Source organism: Streptomyces cellostaticus (genome assembly GCF_023630175.1).
GTDB classification, from domain to species: domain Bacteria; phylum Actinomycetota; class Actinomycetes; order Streptomycetales; family Streptomycetaceae; genus Streptomyces; species Streptomyces cellostaticus_A.
Genome location: NZ_JALLIN010000002.1, coordinates 1 through 14,066, shown reverse-complemented (window position 1 = coordinate 14,066; position 14,066 = coordinate 1). Strand labels below are relative to the sequence as shown.

Here is a 14,066-nt window from a genome sequence, read left to right as displayed (position 1 = left end):
GCCGGGAGTCCCCGTCGGACGCCGCGGGGCCTGCCCCGCGGGCGGACGACGGGACGTTCGCGACAGGCCCTCAGACCTCCAGCTCCTCCTCGATCCGCTTGAGCTGGTGCCGGGCCATCGCCAGGTTGGCCCGGTTCTGCTCCAGGACGAGGTAGAGGAACAGGCCGTTCCCGCCGCGGCCCTTGAGCAGGCGGATCAGGTGGTACTGGTCCGTCAGCGTGATCAGGATGTCGTCGATCTCGGCCTTGAGGCCCAGCATCTCCATCGTGCGCATCTTGGCGCGGATCACGTCCGTGTTGCCCGCGGCGGCCACGTTGAGGTCGAAGGTCTTGCCGCCGCCCATCGTGCCCAGAGCCATGCCGCTGGTGTAGTCGACGAGTGCGACGCCGGTGGCGCCCTCGATGGAGGTCAGGGCTTCCTTCAGGGCGGTCTCGGTGTTGGCCATGGTGGTCCTCTCAGTTGTCGGTGGTGGTGCGCGCTTCGGTGGCCGTGGGGCGCGGCGCGCGTGTGGTGCGAGTGCGTGCGGGCGGGGTCCTGGTGGGCCGTGCGGCGGGTGCGGCGGCCAGGGCGGCGGCCTCGGCGGCGTCGAGCAGCTCCCCGATGCGGGCGCCGGACCGGCGGCCCTCCAGGTGCAGCCGGCCGACGTTCACCCGGTCCCGGGTGAGCAGGGTCAGCACGGCGGTGCGGCCGGCCGCGTAGGTGGCGACGTATCCGTGTTCGCCGCGCACCAGCAGTTCCCGGAAGCCGCCGTTGCCGGTGGCGTCGGCGACCCGTACCGCCACGCCGAGGGCGGCCGCGGTCAGCGCCGCCAGGCCCTCCGGGTCCACACCGGGTGTGTCGTGGGCGACGACGAGTCCGTCGACGCCGGCCGTGAGGGCGCCGGTGAGCTGCGGGACGCGGGTGCGCAGCCGGCGCAGTTCGTCCAGCACCGCCTCCAGGTCCTGTTCGGGCACCATCAGCTCTCTCCTCTCGGCGGCGGGGTGGTGCCGTTCAAAGCGCCTCCAGCGCATCCCTGAGCCTCTTCAGCAGCGCGATGTCGGGGTCGGTGACCGTGAGCGGGGGAGCCGGCGGGAGCGGTGGCGGGACGGGTGTCCCGCGCACCGGCCGAACGAGTCCGGCCGCTGCCAGCCGGCGCACGTCCACCAGCGTGTGGAAGGCCTGTCTGCCCAGGTCACGAGCGATCTCCGGGGCCGTGCGGACGCCGTCCACCCGGTCCAGGACGGCCCGCCGGCGCGCGGTGACCTGCGCTCCCGCGGCCGGGTCGGCGCGGATCAGCGGGGCGCTGTCGGCCGCCGGGTCCGGCCAGAGCCGGTGCAGCAGCAGCCGGCGGCGCAGCGTCTCGCGTTCCAGCGCGATGACCGGGACCGAGGGCAGTGGACCGATGCGGGGCGTGCCGTCGTACCGGAACCGGCCGGGGGTGCTGCTCGGTGCCAGGGCGAAGTACCCGGCGTCGTACAGCGCGTCCAGGTGGCACAGTTCCAGCGCGCCCGAGGGCAGCAGCCCGGCGTCGAGCAGCAGCAGGGCGGCGTCCGCCGTGCCGCCGGCCCGCTCGGCCGCCCGCTGCCACGCGGCCGCCGCGAGGGTGCCGTGGGCGGTGAGCAGCACGTTCAGGCCGGGCGCGAGGGGACTCTCGGCGTGCACGACCCGGCCGCGGGCGAGGTGCAGGGTGCCGTGTTCACGGACGAGTACGCCGGTGGCCTGCTCCTCGGCGAGCCGTCTGAGCATCGGTGAGAGCGCGCCCGCGGTCCGGTCGTCCGTGGCCGCTCTGTCCCGCACCGGCAGCGGGGGAGGTGTGCCGACCATGGTCATCCCAGCACCAGCCGGTCGGCCATCTCGCCGAGCCGGATGCGGGCCAGGGCGAGGTTGCCCTCCTCGCGGCCCAGCCACAGGTGGAGGAAGACGCTGCTGTCGAAGGACGTGACCACGAACCGCAGCAGGTGATAGCTGTCGCGGTTGCTGATGATCACGTCCTCGACGGGCGGACGTCCGTCCTCGGCGTGCCCGGCCGTGAAGGCACCGTGCTCGGCGGCCAGCCTGGCCAGTTCCGCGGCCTCGGCCGCGGTGGTCTCGTGGTCACCGCCCGGGGCTTCCCCGACGGATCCGAGCGCCAGTCCGCTCGTCCAGTCCACCAGCGCGGCTCCCCGGGCACCGGGCAGCCGCATAGCATCCAGTAGGCACTCGTCGATTCCGGGCACGCCGGTTCCCCTCCCCGCCTGTACTCCGGTTGAGTGACAGTGACACTACGCAACGTGTACGCGCCGAGTGAGGGCTTTGGCATTTTCCGTTGGAACGTGCTCGCGGCGTACTAGGGTGGGTCAACTGACGACTACTCTGCGCCTGTTGGTCCATCCGTTCGACGGGGTTTCGACGGGGTTTCGACGGGGTGGGGGAGTGCGTCAGCGGCTCCCGGGTGCGGGCAGGGTGGTGAGCGCGGACGCGTGCGCCCCGCCGGACTCGGCCACGACCTCCGCCACGGTCTGCGGCTCCCGCACGGTCGCGAGGGCGACGCCCCCGGAACCGTCCGGCACGAACCCGTAGATCCCGGGCCGGGCAAGGGAGTTGTAGGCGTAGTGGTGCGCGAAGTAGTACGCGCCCGTGTCCAGCGCCGCCGCGTAGTCGCCCTGCTCCAGCAGGGGCAGGGCGCGCCCCTCGGCGAGCAGGTCGCCCGAGAAGCAGGCCGGGCCCGCCACGTCCTGCGTCACCTCGGGGCCGGGCTTCGGCCGGCCCTTGGCGTCGTAGGCGGCGATCCGCAGCGGCCACGCGCCCGGCGCGTACACCGTCCGCGTGGCCACCTGTACGCCCGCGTGGGTCACCGCGATCCGCCGTCCGCCGGAGCTCTTCGCGTACTCCACCCGTGCCACCACCGTGCCGTGCTTGGCCAGCAGTGACCGCCCGAACTCGGTGACGATGCCGTAGCGCCCGTCGAACAGCCCCGGCACCTCCTGCCGGAGCGTGCGCGCGTACTCGGCGTACGTGGGTGCGGTCGCCTCCGCGTCGAAGTTGACCGGCAGCCCGCCGCCGATGTCGAGGGTGTCGATCTGCCGCCGCCCGATCCGCGCGTTGATCTCCTCGGCCAGCGCGTACGTCTCCGCCACCCCTCGCGCCAGCAGCGGCAGCGGGATGCCCTGGGAGCCGGTGTGCGCGTGCAGCCGGGTCAGCCACGGCCGGTCGGCGTACGCCCGGACGACCCACTCGCGGGCTCCCTCGTCGCGCAGCGCCACCCCGAACTTCGAGGTCTCGGTCGCGGTCGAGGTCGCCCCGATGGAGCCGCCGCCGATCTGCGGGTTGACCCGGATGCCGAGCGGCGACCGGACGGCGTCCGCCCCCACCAGCGAGTCGAGCCGCTCCAGCTCCTGGGGGTTGTCCGCGTTCACCGCGACGCCCAGCGCCAGCGCCTCGCGCAGCTCGGCCGGCGTCTTGGCGGGGGAGTCGAGCACCGTGTCCCGGTGCGGCAGTCCCGCCGCCCGCGCCAGCGCCAGTTCGCCCGGGCTCGCCACCTCGGCGCCGATGCCCTCCGCGTGCAGCAGCCGCAGCACCGGCACCAGCGGGCACGCCTTCACCGCGAAGGCGTGCAGCACCGGTGTCCCCGGCGCCGCCACCGCGTCGAAGGCCGCCCGCAGCGCGGCCGCCGACTCCCGGATGCCGGTGACGTCCAGCAGTCCCACCACGGCCGCGTCCGGTCCCAGCAGCCCCTGCTCCACCGCGCCGCGTACCGCCTCGTCGCGCCGTGCGGCCCGCCCCCGGGCCTCGCCGTCGGTCTCGTGGTCCACGGTCTCTCCCCTCCTGTCGGCCTTCGTGTACTTCCAGCCAAACATCCGGGGCGCGCGGGTGCGGACGCGAGGAGGTGTTGACTAGTTCTATTCACGACGTCAGGATGTGAATAGGCGTAGTAACAGCAGGAGGCAGACGATGTCGGGACCCCGCCCCGTACGAGCACCGCGCGGCACGGAACTGAGCACCCTGGGATGGCAGCAGGAGGCCGCCCTGCGGATGCTGCAGAACAACCTCGACCCCGAGGTCGCCGAGCACCCCGACAAGCTCGTCGTCTACGGCGGCACCGGCAAGGCCGCCCGTGACTGGCGCTCCTTCGACGCGATGGTGCGCACGCTGCGGACGCTCAAGCAGGACGAGACCATGCTGGTCCAGTCCGGCCGCCCGGTCGGCGTGATGCAGACCCACGAGTGGGCGCCGCGCGTCCTCATCGCCAACTCCAACCTCGTCGGGGACTGGGCCAACTGGGAGGAGTTCCGCCGCCTGGAGGCCCTCGGCCTGACCATGTACGGCCAGATGACCGCCGGCTCCTGGATCTACATCGGCACCCAGGGCATCCTCCAGGGCACCTACGAGACCTTCGCCGCCGTCGCCGCGAAGAAGTTCGGCGGCACCCTCGCCGGGACCATCACCCTCACCGCCGGTCTCGGCGGCATGGGCGGCGCCCAGCCCCTCGCCGTGACCATGAACGACGGCGTCGCCATCTGCGTCGACTGCGACCCGCGCGCCATCGAGCGACGCATCGAGCACCGGTACCTGGACGTGCGGGCCGACTCCCTCGACCACGCGCTCCGGCTGGCCACCGAGGCCCGCGACGCCCGCCGCCCGCTGTCCATCGGCGTCCTCGGCAACGCCGCCGAGCTGCTCCCGCAGCTCCTGGCGATGGACGCGCCGATCGACATCGTCACCGACCAGACCTCCGCCCACGACCCGCTGGCGTACCTGCCCGTGGGCGTCGCCTTCGAGGACATGGCCGACGCCGCCGCGAAGGACCCGGCCGGCTTCACCACGCGTGCCCGTGAGTCCATGGCGCAGCACGTGGAGGCCATGGTCGGGTTCATGGACGCCGGTGCCGAGGTCTTCGACTACGGCAACTCCATCCGCGGCGAGGCCCAGCTCGCCGGCTACGACCGCGCGTTCGCCTTCCCCGGCTTCGTCCCCGCCTACATCCGGCCCCTGTTCTGCGAGGGCAAGGGCCCGTTCCGCTGGGCCGCCCTGTCCGGCGACCCCGCCGACATCGCCAGGACCGACCGGGCGATCCTCGACCTCTTCCCGGAGAACGAGTCCCTGGCCCGCTGGATCAGGATGGCCGGCGAGCGCGTCCACTTCCAGGGCCTGCCCGCGCGCATCTGCTGGCTCGGCTACGGCGAGCGCGACCGGGCGGGCGAGCGCTTCAACGACATGGTGGCCTCCGGCGAGCTGACCGCTCCGCTGGCCATCGGCCGCGACCACCTGGACTGCGGCTCCGTCGCCTCCCCGTACCGCGAGACCGAGGCCATGCTCGACGGCTCCGACGCGATCGCCGACTGGCCGCTGCTGAACGCCATGGTCAACGTGGCGTCCGGCGCGTCGTGGGTGTCCCTCCACCACGGCGGCGGTGTGGGCATGGGGCGCTCCATCCACGCCGGCCAGGTGACCGTGGCCGACGGCACCAGGCTGGGTGGGGAGAAGATCCGGCGGGTGCTCACCAACGACCCCGGCATGGGTGTCATCCGGCACGTGGACGCCGGCTACGACATCGCGGAGTCCGTCGCGGACGAGCGCGGGGTCCGGGTGCCGATGCGTGAGGGTGACGAGGCGTGAGTCCGGTGCGCGGCGAAGGCGGCGGCGCTCCGGCGGAGGCCGGGGTGCCGTCGCCGGCCGCGGGGCGGGCCGCGGCCGCCCGCCCCCGGCCGGCCGGGCGGACCCCCGCCGTCCCGCGGAACGACGGCCCGCGGTCTCCTGCGGGCGCCTCCTTCCAGGAGATGTGGGCGGAGCTGCTGCCCATCGGGCGGCATCCCGGCTCCGGTGGGTACCGGAGGTACGCCTGGAGCGGGGCCGACAGGGAGTGCCGGGCCTGGTTCGAGGAGCAGGCCGGGGCGCGCGGACTGGCCTACGAGGTGGACCGGAACGGCAACCAGTGGGCCTGGCTGGGCGACCCGGCCGCCGGGGACGCCGTCGTCACCGGGTCGCACCTGGACTCGGTGCCGGACGGGGGCGCCTTCGACGGCCCGCTCGGCGTCGTGTCCTCCTTCGCGGCGCTCGACGAACTGCGCGCCAGGAAAACGCGGTTCACCAAGCCGCTCGCCATCGTCAACTTCGGTGACGAGGAGGGCGCCCGGTTCGGTCTCGCCTGCGTCGGCTCCCGGCTCACCGCCGGGCACCTGACCGCCGAGCAGGCCCGGCGCCTCACCGACGCGGACGGTGTCACCCTCCCCCGGGCCATGGAGGCCGCCGGCCACGACCCCGAGGCCATCGGGGCCGACCCGGAACGGCTCGCCCGGATCGGCGCCTTCGTGGAACTCCACGTCGAACAGGGCCGCGCCCTGGACCTGTCCGGCGACCGGGTCGGCGTCGCCAGCGCCATCTGGCCGCACGGCCGCTGGCGCTTCGACTTCCGCGGCGAGGCCAACCACGCGGGCACCACCCGCCTGGTGGACCGGCGCGACCCGATGCTGTCGTACGCGCAGACGGTGCTCGCCGCCCGCCGCGAGGCGGAACTCGCCGGTGCCGTCGCCACCTTCGGCAAGATCTCCGTGGAGCCGAACGGCGTCAACGCCATCCCCTCCCTGGTGCGCGGCTGGCTCGACTCCCGCGCCGCCGACCAGGCGACCCTGGACACCGTCGTCGACGGCATCCGGAGGGCCGCGGGCGAGTACGCCGACGCCCACGGCATCGACCTCGACGTCGTCCGGGAGTCCTTCACCCCGGTGGTCGAGTTCGACCACGCGCTGCGCGACGAACTCGGCCGCCTCCTCGGCAAGGACACCGGCCTCGTGGTGCCCGTCCTGGGGACCGGCGCCGGACACGACGCCGGAATCCTCTCGGGGCGCATCCCGACCGCCATGCTGTTCGTGCGCAACCCCACCGGTGTCTCGCACTCCCCGGCCGAGTTCGCGGCCGAGGACGACTGCCTGGCCGGCGTACGCGCGCTCGCCGACGTACTCGAAGGGCTGGCCTGCACGTGACCGACGCGACCTACTGGCTGGAGCACGCCTGGCTCGGCACCCGGGTCGAGCCGGGCGTGGTGGTGGCGGCCGCGGACGGCCGGATCACCGCCGTCCGCACCGGCGTGCCCACCCCGCCACCCGGGGCCGAGGCGCTGCGCGGCCTGACCCTGCCCGGTCTGGCGAACGCCCACTCGCACGCCTTCCACCGGGCCCTGCGCGGCACGGTCCAGGTGGGCAGCGGCACCTTCTGGACCTGGCGCGAGGTGATGTACGCCGTCGCCGACCGCCTGACCCCGGACAGCTACCACGCGCTCGCCCGCGCGGTGTACGCCGAGATGGCGCTGGCCGGCATCACCTGCGTCGGCGAGTTCCACTACGCGCACCACGCCCCCGGCGGCACTCGCTACGCCGACCCCAACGCGATGGGCGAGGCGCTGATCGCGGCCGCCGCCGAGGCCGGGATCCGCATCACCCTGCTGGACACCTGCTACCTCTCCGCCGGCTTCGGGGAGCCGCCGGGCGCCCACCAACTGCGCTTCTCCGACGGCAGCGCGGAGGCCTGGGCCGAACGCTGTTCGGTTCTCAAGGAACGGGATCACGCGCGGATCGGTGCGGCGATCCACTCCGTACGGGCCGTGCCCGCGGACCAGATGGCCACCGTGGCACGCTGGGCTGAGGAACGGCGGGCCCCGCTGCACGTGCACCTTTCGGAGCAGACCGCCGAGAACGAGGCATGCCGGGCCGCGCACGGCCGCACCCCCACCCGGCTGCTCGCCGACCACGGTGTCCTCGGGCCGCGCACCACCGGTGTGCACAGCACCCACCTCACCGACGAGGACATCGCGCTGCTCGGCGGCTCGCGCACCGGCACCTGCATGTGCCCCACCACCGAACGCGACCTGGCGGACGGCATCGGCCCGGCCGTCGCCCTGCAGCGGGCGGGCTCGCCGCTCTCCCTCGGCTCCGACAGCCACGCGGTCGTCGACCTGTTCGAAGAGGCCCGCGCGATGGAGCTGAACGAGCGGCTGCGCACCCGCACCCGTGGCCACTGGACGGCCGCCGCACTGCTGAGCGCGGCCTCGACGGACGGCCATGCGGCACTGGGCTGGCAGGAAGCCGGCCGCCTGGAGACGGGCGCGCTCGCCGATCTCACGACGATCGCCCTGGACTCCGTCAGGACAGCGGGGCCGCCACCGCGGCTCGGTGCCGAGACGGCCGTATTCGCCGCGTCCGCCGCGGACGTACGCCACACCGTGGTGGGCGGCCGCCATGTCGTGCGCGACGGAGTCCACTCCCTCGTGCCGGACGTGCCGTCGGCACTGGCGGACGCCGTCGCGACCCTGCGGGGCTGACCCCCGCCGACCCCCACCCGGCCACCCCGGAGGACACCATGAGCAGCAGCACCGTCATCACCAACATCGCCGCGCTGGTCACCAATGACCCCTCCCTCGGTGACGGATCCCCCCTCGGCCTGATCCAGGACGCGGCCGTCGTCATCGACGGCGACCGCGTCGTGTGGACCGGTGAATCCAGGAAAGCACCCGCCACTGACAACCGGGTCGACGCGGGCGGCCGGGCGGCGCTGCCGGGCTTCGTGGACTCCCACTCCCACCTGGTCTTCGCCGGTGACCGCACCCAGGAGTTCAACGCCCGGATGTCCGGCCGCTCCTACACCGCGGGCGGCATCCGCACCACGGTCGCGGCCACCCGCGCCGCCACCGACGCGGAGCTGGAGGCGAACCTCACCCGCTACCTCACCGAGGCCCTCCGCCAGGGCACCACCACCTTCGAGACGAAGTCGGGCTACGGCCTCACCGTCGAGGACGAGGCCCGCGCCCTGCGGGCCGCGGCCCGGCACACCGACGAGGTGACGTTCCTCGGCGCCCACATCGTCCCGCCCGAGCACGCCGACGACCCGGCCGCCTACGTGGCCCTGGTCACCGGCGAGATGATGGACGCCTGCGCCCCGCACGCCCGGTGGATCGACGTCTTCTGCGAGAAGGGCGCCTTCGACGGCGACCAGGCCCGCGCGATCCTCACCGCCGGCCGGGACAGGGGCCTGCACCCCCGGATCCACGCCAACCAGCTCTCCTACGGACCCGGCGTCCAGCTCGCCGTCGAGCTGGACGCGGCCAGCGCCGACCACTGCACCCACCTCACCGACGCGGACGTCGACGCCCTCGCCCACAGCGACACGGTCGCCACCCTGCTGCCCGGCGCCGAGTTCTCCACCCGCGCCGAATGGCCCGACGCCCGGCGACTGCTGGACGCGGGCGTCACCGTGGCCCTGTCCACGGACTGCAACCCGGGCTCGTCGTTCACCTCCTCGGTCCCCTTCTGCGTCGCGCTCGCGGTGCGGGACATGGGGATGACGCCGGACGAGGCGGTCTGGTCGGCCACGGCCGGCGGCGCGGCGGCCCTGCGCCGCACGGACATCGGCCGCCTCGCCCCGGGCGCCCGCGCCGACCTGCTGCTGCTCGACGCCCCGAGCCATGTGCACCTGGCCTACCGGCCGGGCGTACCGCTGGTCGCCGGTGTCTGGCGGCGCGGCGTGCGCGAGATCTGACCAGGGCGGCCGCGCCGGCCGGTCAGACGGCCCCGGCCCGCCACCGCTGCGCCGGCTCCCCGGTCAGCGGCCGCAGCACGACCCCGTCGCCGCCGTACGGGGTCACCGCCGTGCCCGTGTCGATCGCCGGGCGGATCGTGCCGTCGGGGTCCACCTCGAAACGGAGGTTGCGGCCGTTGCGTCCGCGGACCGAGCCGCACTCCCATATGCCCACGCCCCGGTCGGTCGAGCCGCGGCTGTCCAGGCAGTAGTCGGAGTCGGCGGCGGAGCGCAGCACGCCCGGCTCCGCTTCGACCCGCCAGCGCTGGGTGGCGGAGGAGTCGCAGGGCGCCATGACGACATCGTTGCCCTTCCACAGCTCGCCGTCCCGGATGTCCAGGCAGCGGCCCGTGGCCAGGTTCACCACCTGGGCGAAGGCGCCGCCCGGTGGCGCGGGCGCCGGGGACGCGGGCGGGGCGCCGGGGCTCGGTGGCGGTGAGGTGGCCGGGCGGTGCGCGGTCCCGCTCGGCGACGGCGACGGTGACGGCGGCGGTGACGGCGACCCGGTGGTGCGCGAGGGCGCCGGGGTGGAGGACGGTGACGGCGCGACGGCCGCCGTCACCGTCACCGGCGGGGGAGCGGGCGTCGCCGCCGTCGCGTGCCGGTCGGCGGCCTCGGACGGGGCGAGCAGGAAGACCAGCAGCGGGGCCAGGGCCACGCCCAGCGCCGTGGAAGCCAGCAGGTAGCGGCGGCCCGGCGGCCGGTCCCGGAGCGCGACACGCGGGCCGGGCGCGGGCGCCGGGCCGGACGCGCGGAGGTACGACGAGCCGTGCCAGGGCAGCAGGCCCTCCGCCAGGGTCCGCCGCGGGGCGTCCCGCAGCGCGGCCAGCTCCTCGACGGCGGCCGTGCAGTGCGGGCAGTGGGCCCGGTGTGCCTCCAGGTCGGCGCTGCGGCGGGGGCCGTCGGGCCGTACCGACTCCTCGATCAGCCGCCGGAAGTCGGCGCAGCGCGGGTCGTCCGAGCGGGCCAGGCGGTGCCGCAGGCAGGTCTGGGCCAGCGCCTGCACCGCCCGTGGCGTGTCATGGATCACGTCCACGCGGCTCAGACCGAGATAGGCGGCGGTGCGCTCCACGGGTTCTGCTTCCAGAACGCCGTACCAGAGCAGGCCCTGGGCGCGGGACGGGAGCGTCTGGAACGCCGGGAGGAGCGGCGGTGCCGGGCCGTCGGGACCGCCGGCGGCCAGCACCGGCAGCAGGCCCGCGTCGACGCCCGCGGATCGTTCGTCGGCCGCCCAGGCGGCCGCGGACCGGGCGGTGAGCAGCAGGAGCTGGTGGCGCAGGGGCACGTTCGGCTCGTGGCCGCGGGCCGTCTCGCGGGCCGCCGCGGTGAAGGTCTCCGCGGTCAGCCGGCCGGCCGCCGACTCGTCCGCGGTGCACAGCCGGGCGTAGGCGAGGACCGCCTGGTGGTGCCGGCGGCGCAGTTCCCGGAGGGCCGGGAAGGCCGTCGGGGACGGCGCCCGCAGCAACGCCGTCAGCCGCGCGTCCGGCGCCCCGGCGAGTTCCGTGTCCGCCTCGGCCCCGTCGCCGCCCTGAGCCATCGCGTGCCCTCCGTCCCCCGAACTCTCCGGCGTACCAGCCGGTTTGGGGGCTCATGGTGGTGGAGCGGCGCGGTTCGGGAAAGAGGTTTCCCCGGGTAACGCCGGTAACGGTTCAGACCGTGCAGCGGTGCGCGGACCCGAGGCTCCGGGCAGGTGAGCCGGGTTTGGGAGTGGAGCGCCGGGTACCCGGCAGGCGGAGTGGTCCGTCCCGGGAACGGCGAAGCGGCCCGGCCGTCGCGGGCCGGGCCGCCTTGCGCGCGGCACCACAGGGATCACTCCTCGACGGTCAGCCCCTTGCGCAGCCGCACGAGCGTCCGCGACAGCAGCCGGGAGACGTGCATCTGGGAGATGCCCAGTTCCTCGCCGATCTCCGACTGGGTCATACCCGCGACGAAGCGCAGTGAAAGGATCTTCCGGTCTCTGGAGGGGAGTTCGGCGATCAGCGGCTTCAGCGACTCGACGTACTCGATGCCTTCGAGCCCGTGGTCCTCGTACCCGATGCGGTCCGCGAGCGCGCCCTCGGAGTCGTCCTCCTCCGGCTGGGCGTCCAGGGAGGAGGCGGTGTAGGCGTTGGAGGCGGCCATGCCCTCGACGACCTCGTCGTTGGAGATGCCGAGCCGCTCGGCGAGCTCCGCCACGGTGGGGGCGCGGTCCAGCTTCTGCGCCAGCTCGTCCCCGGCCTTGGCGAGGTCCAGCCGCAGTTCCTGGAGCCGGCGCGGCACCCGCACGGACCACGAGGTGTCACGGAAGAAGCGCTTGATCTCGCCGATGATGGTCGGCATCGCGAACGTGGGGAACTCCACACCGCGGGACAGCTCGAAGCGGTCGATCGCCTTGATCAGGCCGATGGTGCCGACCTGGATGATGTCCTCCATCGGCTCGCTGCGGGAGCGGAAGCGGGAGGCGGCGAACTTGACCAGCGCGAGGTTCAGCTCGACGAGGGTGTTGCGTACGTACGCGTAGTCGGACGTCCCCTCCTCGAGCGACTCGAGGCGCTCGAACAGCGTCCGGGACAACGCGCGGGCGTCGACCGGTTCGACCTCGTCGAAGGGCGGGATCTCCGGGAGTCCCTCGATCGCGTCGAGGGGATTGATGGGATGATCCAGTTCCGGTAGGGGTGTCGACGTCGCGATCGGGGTATGCGATTCGTCGAGCCGGGGTGACATGGGTGTCCTCCATCGTTCTCGGCATATGGCTGCCGAAGCCAAAAAGCGTGCACTTGCGGTGTGCGGCGCCTCCGAAGCCGGCGTGTAGGGATGTGTGTCCTTACTAGCCCTACCTGCATCACCGATGACGTCGCAAGTGCGCTCTGTTGTGATATGTCCGATTGTGGGAGGTTGTTCGGGTGTCGAAGTGCGATTGAAAGGCGTAATGTTCGAGGGCATCAGCAGCCACGACCTCGGGAGAGAGACGGCATGGACCACGGGACGGTCGGCAGCGCACAGTCGGGCCGGCTTCTGGTGGAGGTGCGGGAAGAGGGTCCCAGCGCCGTAGTGACACCTGCGGGTGAACTGGACCACCACACCGCCGATCTTCTGCGCGAGCCGCTCGACGACCTTCTGGGCAAGGGGTTCTCACGGCTCGTGGTGGACTGCTCGCGGCTTGAGTTCTGCGACTCCACGGGGCTGAACGTGCTGTTGGGGGCGCGGCTGAAGGCGGAGGCCGCCGGCGGCGGCGTGCACCTGGCGGGCATGCTCCCGGTGGTGGCGCGCGTGTTCGAGATCACCGGAGCCGAGGCGGTCTTCACCGTCCACGACTCCGTCGCGGCCGCGCTGGCCGGCGACTCCGACTGAACCCGTGCTTCCCGCCGCGCCCGGACGACCGGTGTCCGTACGGGGCACCGGTCGCGGTCAAACGGGGGGTGTTCCGCCGGATCCGTCGGGCAGGAGTCATCCTGAAAGCCGTCGATCGCGAGCGCGCCGAGCCGGCGGGGAACCGATGAACGGCCCGGGCGTGACGTACGTGCGAAGGGCGGACGACGGAGGAGTCGTGGGCGGACTGTGTACGGACCGCCCGGCACTGACCGGTGCCGGAATGTTGAACTGTGAACTGGTGGATCGGTGAGGTGAAGCGCTGATGAGCACCACCCGGCCTTACTCGCCGGGCGACCGCGGCCCGGAGCCCAGCGGCGCTTCCGGGGCGTCCGAAGGGGGTGCGCCGGAGCTCGGCGCGCCCACGGGGGCAGCCGCGCCGTCCGTGCCGTCCGAGGGCTCGCCCCCGGGGCGGGGGCGGCAGGTACGTACGCTGCGCCTGGACGGCGAGAGCGGCGTCGTCCCGCTCGCCCGTGACTTCACCCGCCAGGCGCTGTACGCGTGGGGCTGGCTGCCCGCGGCCGGCGCCGATCAGCGTGCCGCCGCCGAGGACGTGCTGCTCGTGGTGTCCGAGCTGGTCACCAACGCCTGCCTGCACGCCGAGGGCCCGGACGAGCTGCTGCTCGCCTGCGACAACAAGGTGATCCGGCTGGAGGTCTCCGACCGGGGCACCGGCCAGCCGGCCCCCCGCACTCCGCACCGCGCCGGCCGTCCCGGCGGCCACGGCATGTTCATCGTGCAGCGGCTCTGCCTGGACTGGGGCGTCCTGCGCGTGCCCGGACGCGACGGCAAGACCGTGTGGGCGGAGCTGGGCGCACCGGCGTAGCCCGCCGCGCCGCGCCCCCTGGGCCCCCTGCGCCGCGCCGACGCCGTCCGCCCGCGCCGGCCCGCTCCGCTGCTTCCGCACCGGCCGCGGGCATCCCGACCGCACCCGGTCGCCTCGGCGGAGCCGGGGCCGCCGAGTGCGCCCGCTCCACCCGCGCTGACGCAGCCGCCGTGGGCGCGCAGCCGCAGGCGCGGCGGCCGCCGGGCGCCCCCACGTTCGACGTTCGTGGACACCGATCCGCGTGGGCATCGACCCCGATGGGCGGAGAGAGCACGGCGGGCGGCGTGCTCGCAGCCGTCCGCACGGCGGCGGGCACCGGCTCGTTCATCGCGGGCACGTGGGCCCGGCCGGTCGGCACGACGCCCGG

13 protein-coding genes are annotated in these 14,066 nt (G+C 74.1%); 6 read left to right on the top strand and 7 right to left on the bottom strand.

The window, feature by feature from the left end:
• Positions 1 to 70: 70 nt before the first annotated feature.
• From MXD57_RS01220 to MXD57_RS01200, 5 genes are all read right to left on the bottom strand, one after another.
• Positions 71 to 445 carry a hypothetical protein gene (locus tag MXD57_RS01220; protein WP_199210808.1) on the bottom strand — a complete coding sequence of 125 codons (375 nt, stop codon included), beginning with the start codon at positions 443 to 445 and terminating at the stop codon, positions 71 to 73.
• A gap of 10 nt (positions 446 to 455) precedes the next feature.
• Positions 456 to 956 (bottom strand): roadblock/LC7 domain-containing protein, encoded by a 501-nt coding sequence (locus MXD57_RS01215; RefSeq protein ID WP_250399350.1) that lies wholly within the window; start codon positions 954 to 956, stop codon positions 456 to 458.
• A gap of 34 nt (positions 957 to 990) precedes the next feature.
• Positions 991 to 1,809 carry a transcriptional regulator gene (locus tag MXD57_RS01210; RefSeq protein WP_250399349.1) on the bottom strand — a complete coding sequence of 273 codons (819 nt, stop codon included), beginning with the start codon at positions 1,807 to 1,809 and terminating at the stop codon, positions 991 to 993.
• Entirely contained in the window at positions 1,806 to 2,195 is a 390-nt protein-coding gene (locus MXD57_RS01205; protein ID WP_250399348.1) for a hypothetical protein, read from the bottom strand. Before MXD57_RS01205 ends, MXD57_RS01210 begins: the two co-directional genes overlap by 4 nt.
• Before the next feature lie 201 nt (positions 2,196 to 2,396).
• Positions 2,397 to 3,815, bottom strand: coding sequence for a diaminopimelate decarboxylase (locus tag MXD57_RS01200; RefSeq protein ID WP_374114636.1), 1,419 nt, complete (start codon positions 3,813 to 3,815; stop codon positions 2,397 to 2,399).
• Between the two features lie 94 nt (positions 3,816 to 3,909).
• On the opposite strand from MXD57_RS01200, the gene hutU reads away from it, so the two are divergent.
• The 4 genes from hutU to hutI all read left to right on the top strand — a co-directional run bounded on the left by hutU (position 3,910) and on the right by hutI (position 9,486).
• Entirely contained in the window at positions 3,910 to 5,574 is a 1,665-nt protein-coding gene (hutU, locus tag MXD57_RS01195; protein ID WP_250399346.1) for a urocanate hydratase, read from the top strand.
• Positions 5,575 to 5,735: 161 nt separating this feature from the next.
• Positions 5,736 to 6,938 carry an allantoate amidohydrolase gene (locus tag MXD57_RS01190; RefSeq protein WP_250399534.1) on the top strand — a complete coding sequence of 401 codons (1,203 nt, stop codon included), beginning with the start codon at positions 5,736 to 5,738 and terminating at the stop codon, positions 6,936 to 6,938.
• The gene (locus tag MXD57_RS01185; RefSeq protein ID WP_250399345.1) at positions 6,935 to 8,272 is read left to right on the top strand and encodes a formimidoylglutamate deiminase; all 1,338 of its coding nucleotides are present in this window, start codon (positions 6,935 to 6,937) and stop codon (positions 8,270 to 8,272) included. Before MXD57_RS01190 ends, MXD57_RS01185 begins: the two co-directional genes overlap by 4 nt.
• 38 nt (positions 8,273 to 8,310) lie before the next feature.
• Positions 8,311 to 9,486 carry an imidazolonepropionase gene (gene hutI / locus MXD57_RS01180; RefSeq protein ID WP_250399344.1) on the top strand — a complete coding sequence of 392 codons (1,176 nt, stop codon included), beginning with the start codon at positions 8,311 to 8,313 and terminating at the stop codon, positions 9,484 to 9,486.
• Between the two features lie 22 nt (positions 9,487 to 9,508).
• Here the strand turns inward: hutI and MXD57_RS01175 are convergent, their stop codons facing one another.
• Both MXD57_RS01175 and MXD57_RS01170 read right to left on the bottom strand, forming a co-directional pair.
• Positions 9,509 to 11,062 (bottom strand): RICIN domain-containing protein, encoded by a 1,554-nt coding sequence (locus tag MXD57_RS01175; RefSeq protein ID WP_250399343.1) that lies wholly within the window; start codon positions 11,060 to 11,062, stop codon positions 9,509 to 9,511.
• A 272-nt stretch (positions 11,063 to 11,334) separates the two neighbouring features.
• Positions 11,335 to 12,228 carry an RNA polymerase sigma factor SigF gene (locus tag MXD57_RS01170; RefSeq protein WP_250399342.1) on the bottom strand — a complete coding sequence of 298 codons (894 nt, stop codon included), beginning with the start codon at positions 12,226 to 12,228 and terminating at the stop codon, positions 11,335 to 11,337.
• Between the two features lie 249 nt (positions 12,229 to 12,477).
• On the opposite strand from MXD57_RS01170, the gene MXD57_RS01165 reads away from it, so the two are divergent.
• Both MXD57_RS01165 and MXD57_RS01160 read left to right on the top strand, forming a co-directional pair.
• Positions 12,478 to 12,855, top strand: coding sequence for an STAS domain-containing protein (locus MXD57_RS01165; RefSeq protein WP_250399341.1), 378 nt, complete (start codon positions 12,478 to 12,480; stop codon positions 12,853 to 12,855).
• 283 nt (positions 12,856 to 13,138) lie between these two features.
• On the top strand, positions 13,139 to 13,699 hold the full coding sequence (locus MXD57_RS01160) for an ATP-binding protein (protein ID WP_250399340.1): 561 nt from the start codon (positions 13,139 to 13,141) through the stop codon (positions 13,697 to 13,699).
• Positions 13,700 to 14,066 lie beyond the last annotated feature (367 nt).

What these genes read in the sequence shown, in the direction of transcription:
- MXD57_RS01220 (WP_199210808.1), bottom strand. Translation starts at nt 445, where the DNA reads ATGGCCAACACCGAGACCGCCCTGAAGGAAGCCCTGACCTCCATCGAG.
- MXD57_RS01215 (WP_250399350.1), bottom strand. Translation starts at nt 956, where the DNA reads ATGGTGCCCGAACAGGACCTGGAGGCGGTGCTGGACGAACTGCGCCGG.
- MXD57_RS01210 (WP_250399349.1), bottom strand. Translation starts at nt 1,809, where the DNA reads ATGACCATGGTCGGCACACCTCCCCCGCTGCCGGTGCGGGACAGAGCG.
- MXD57_RS01200 (WP_374114636.1), bottom strand. Translation starts at nt 3,815, where the DNA reads ATGTTTGGCTGGAAGTACACGAAGGCCGACAGGAGGGGAGAGACCGTG.
- hutU (WP_250399346.1), top strand. Translation starts at nt 3,910, where the DNA reads ATGTCGGGACCCCGCCCCGTACGAGCACCGCGCGGCACGGAACTGAGC.
- MXD57_RS01190 (WP_250399534.1), top strand. Translation starts at nt 5,736, where the DNA reads ATGTGGGCGGAGCTGCTGCCCATCGGGCGGCATCCCGGCTCCGGTGGG.
- hutI (WP_250399344.1), top strand. Translation starts at nt 8,311, where the DNA reads ATGAGCAGCAGCACCGTCATCACCAACATCGCCGCGCTGGTCACCAAT.
- MXD57_RS01175 (WP_250399343.1), bottom strand. Translation starts at nt 11,062, where the DNA reads ATGGCTCAGGGCGGCGACGGGGCCGAGGCGGACACGGAACTCGCCGGG.
- MXD57_RS01170 (WP_250399342.1), bottom strand. Translation starts at nt 12,228, where the DNA reads ATGTCACCCCGGCTCGACGAATCGCATACCCCGATCGCGACGTCGACA.
- MXD57_RS01165 (WP_250399341.1), top strand. Translation starts at nt 12,478, where the DNA reads ATGGACCACGGGACGGTCGGCAGCGCACAGTCGGGCCGGCTTCTGGTG.
- MXD57_RS01160 (WP_250399340.1), top strand. Translation starts at nt 13,139, where the DNA reads ATGAGCACCACCCGGCCTTACTCGCCGGGCGACCGCGGCCCGGAGCCC.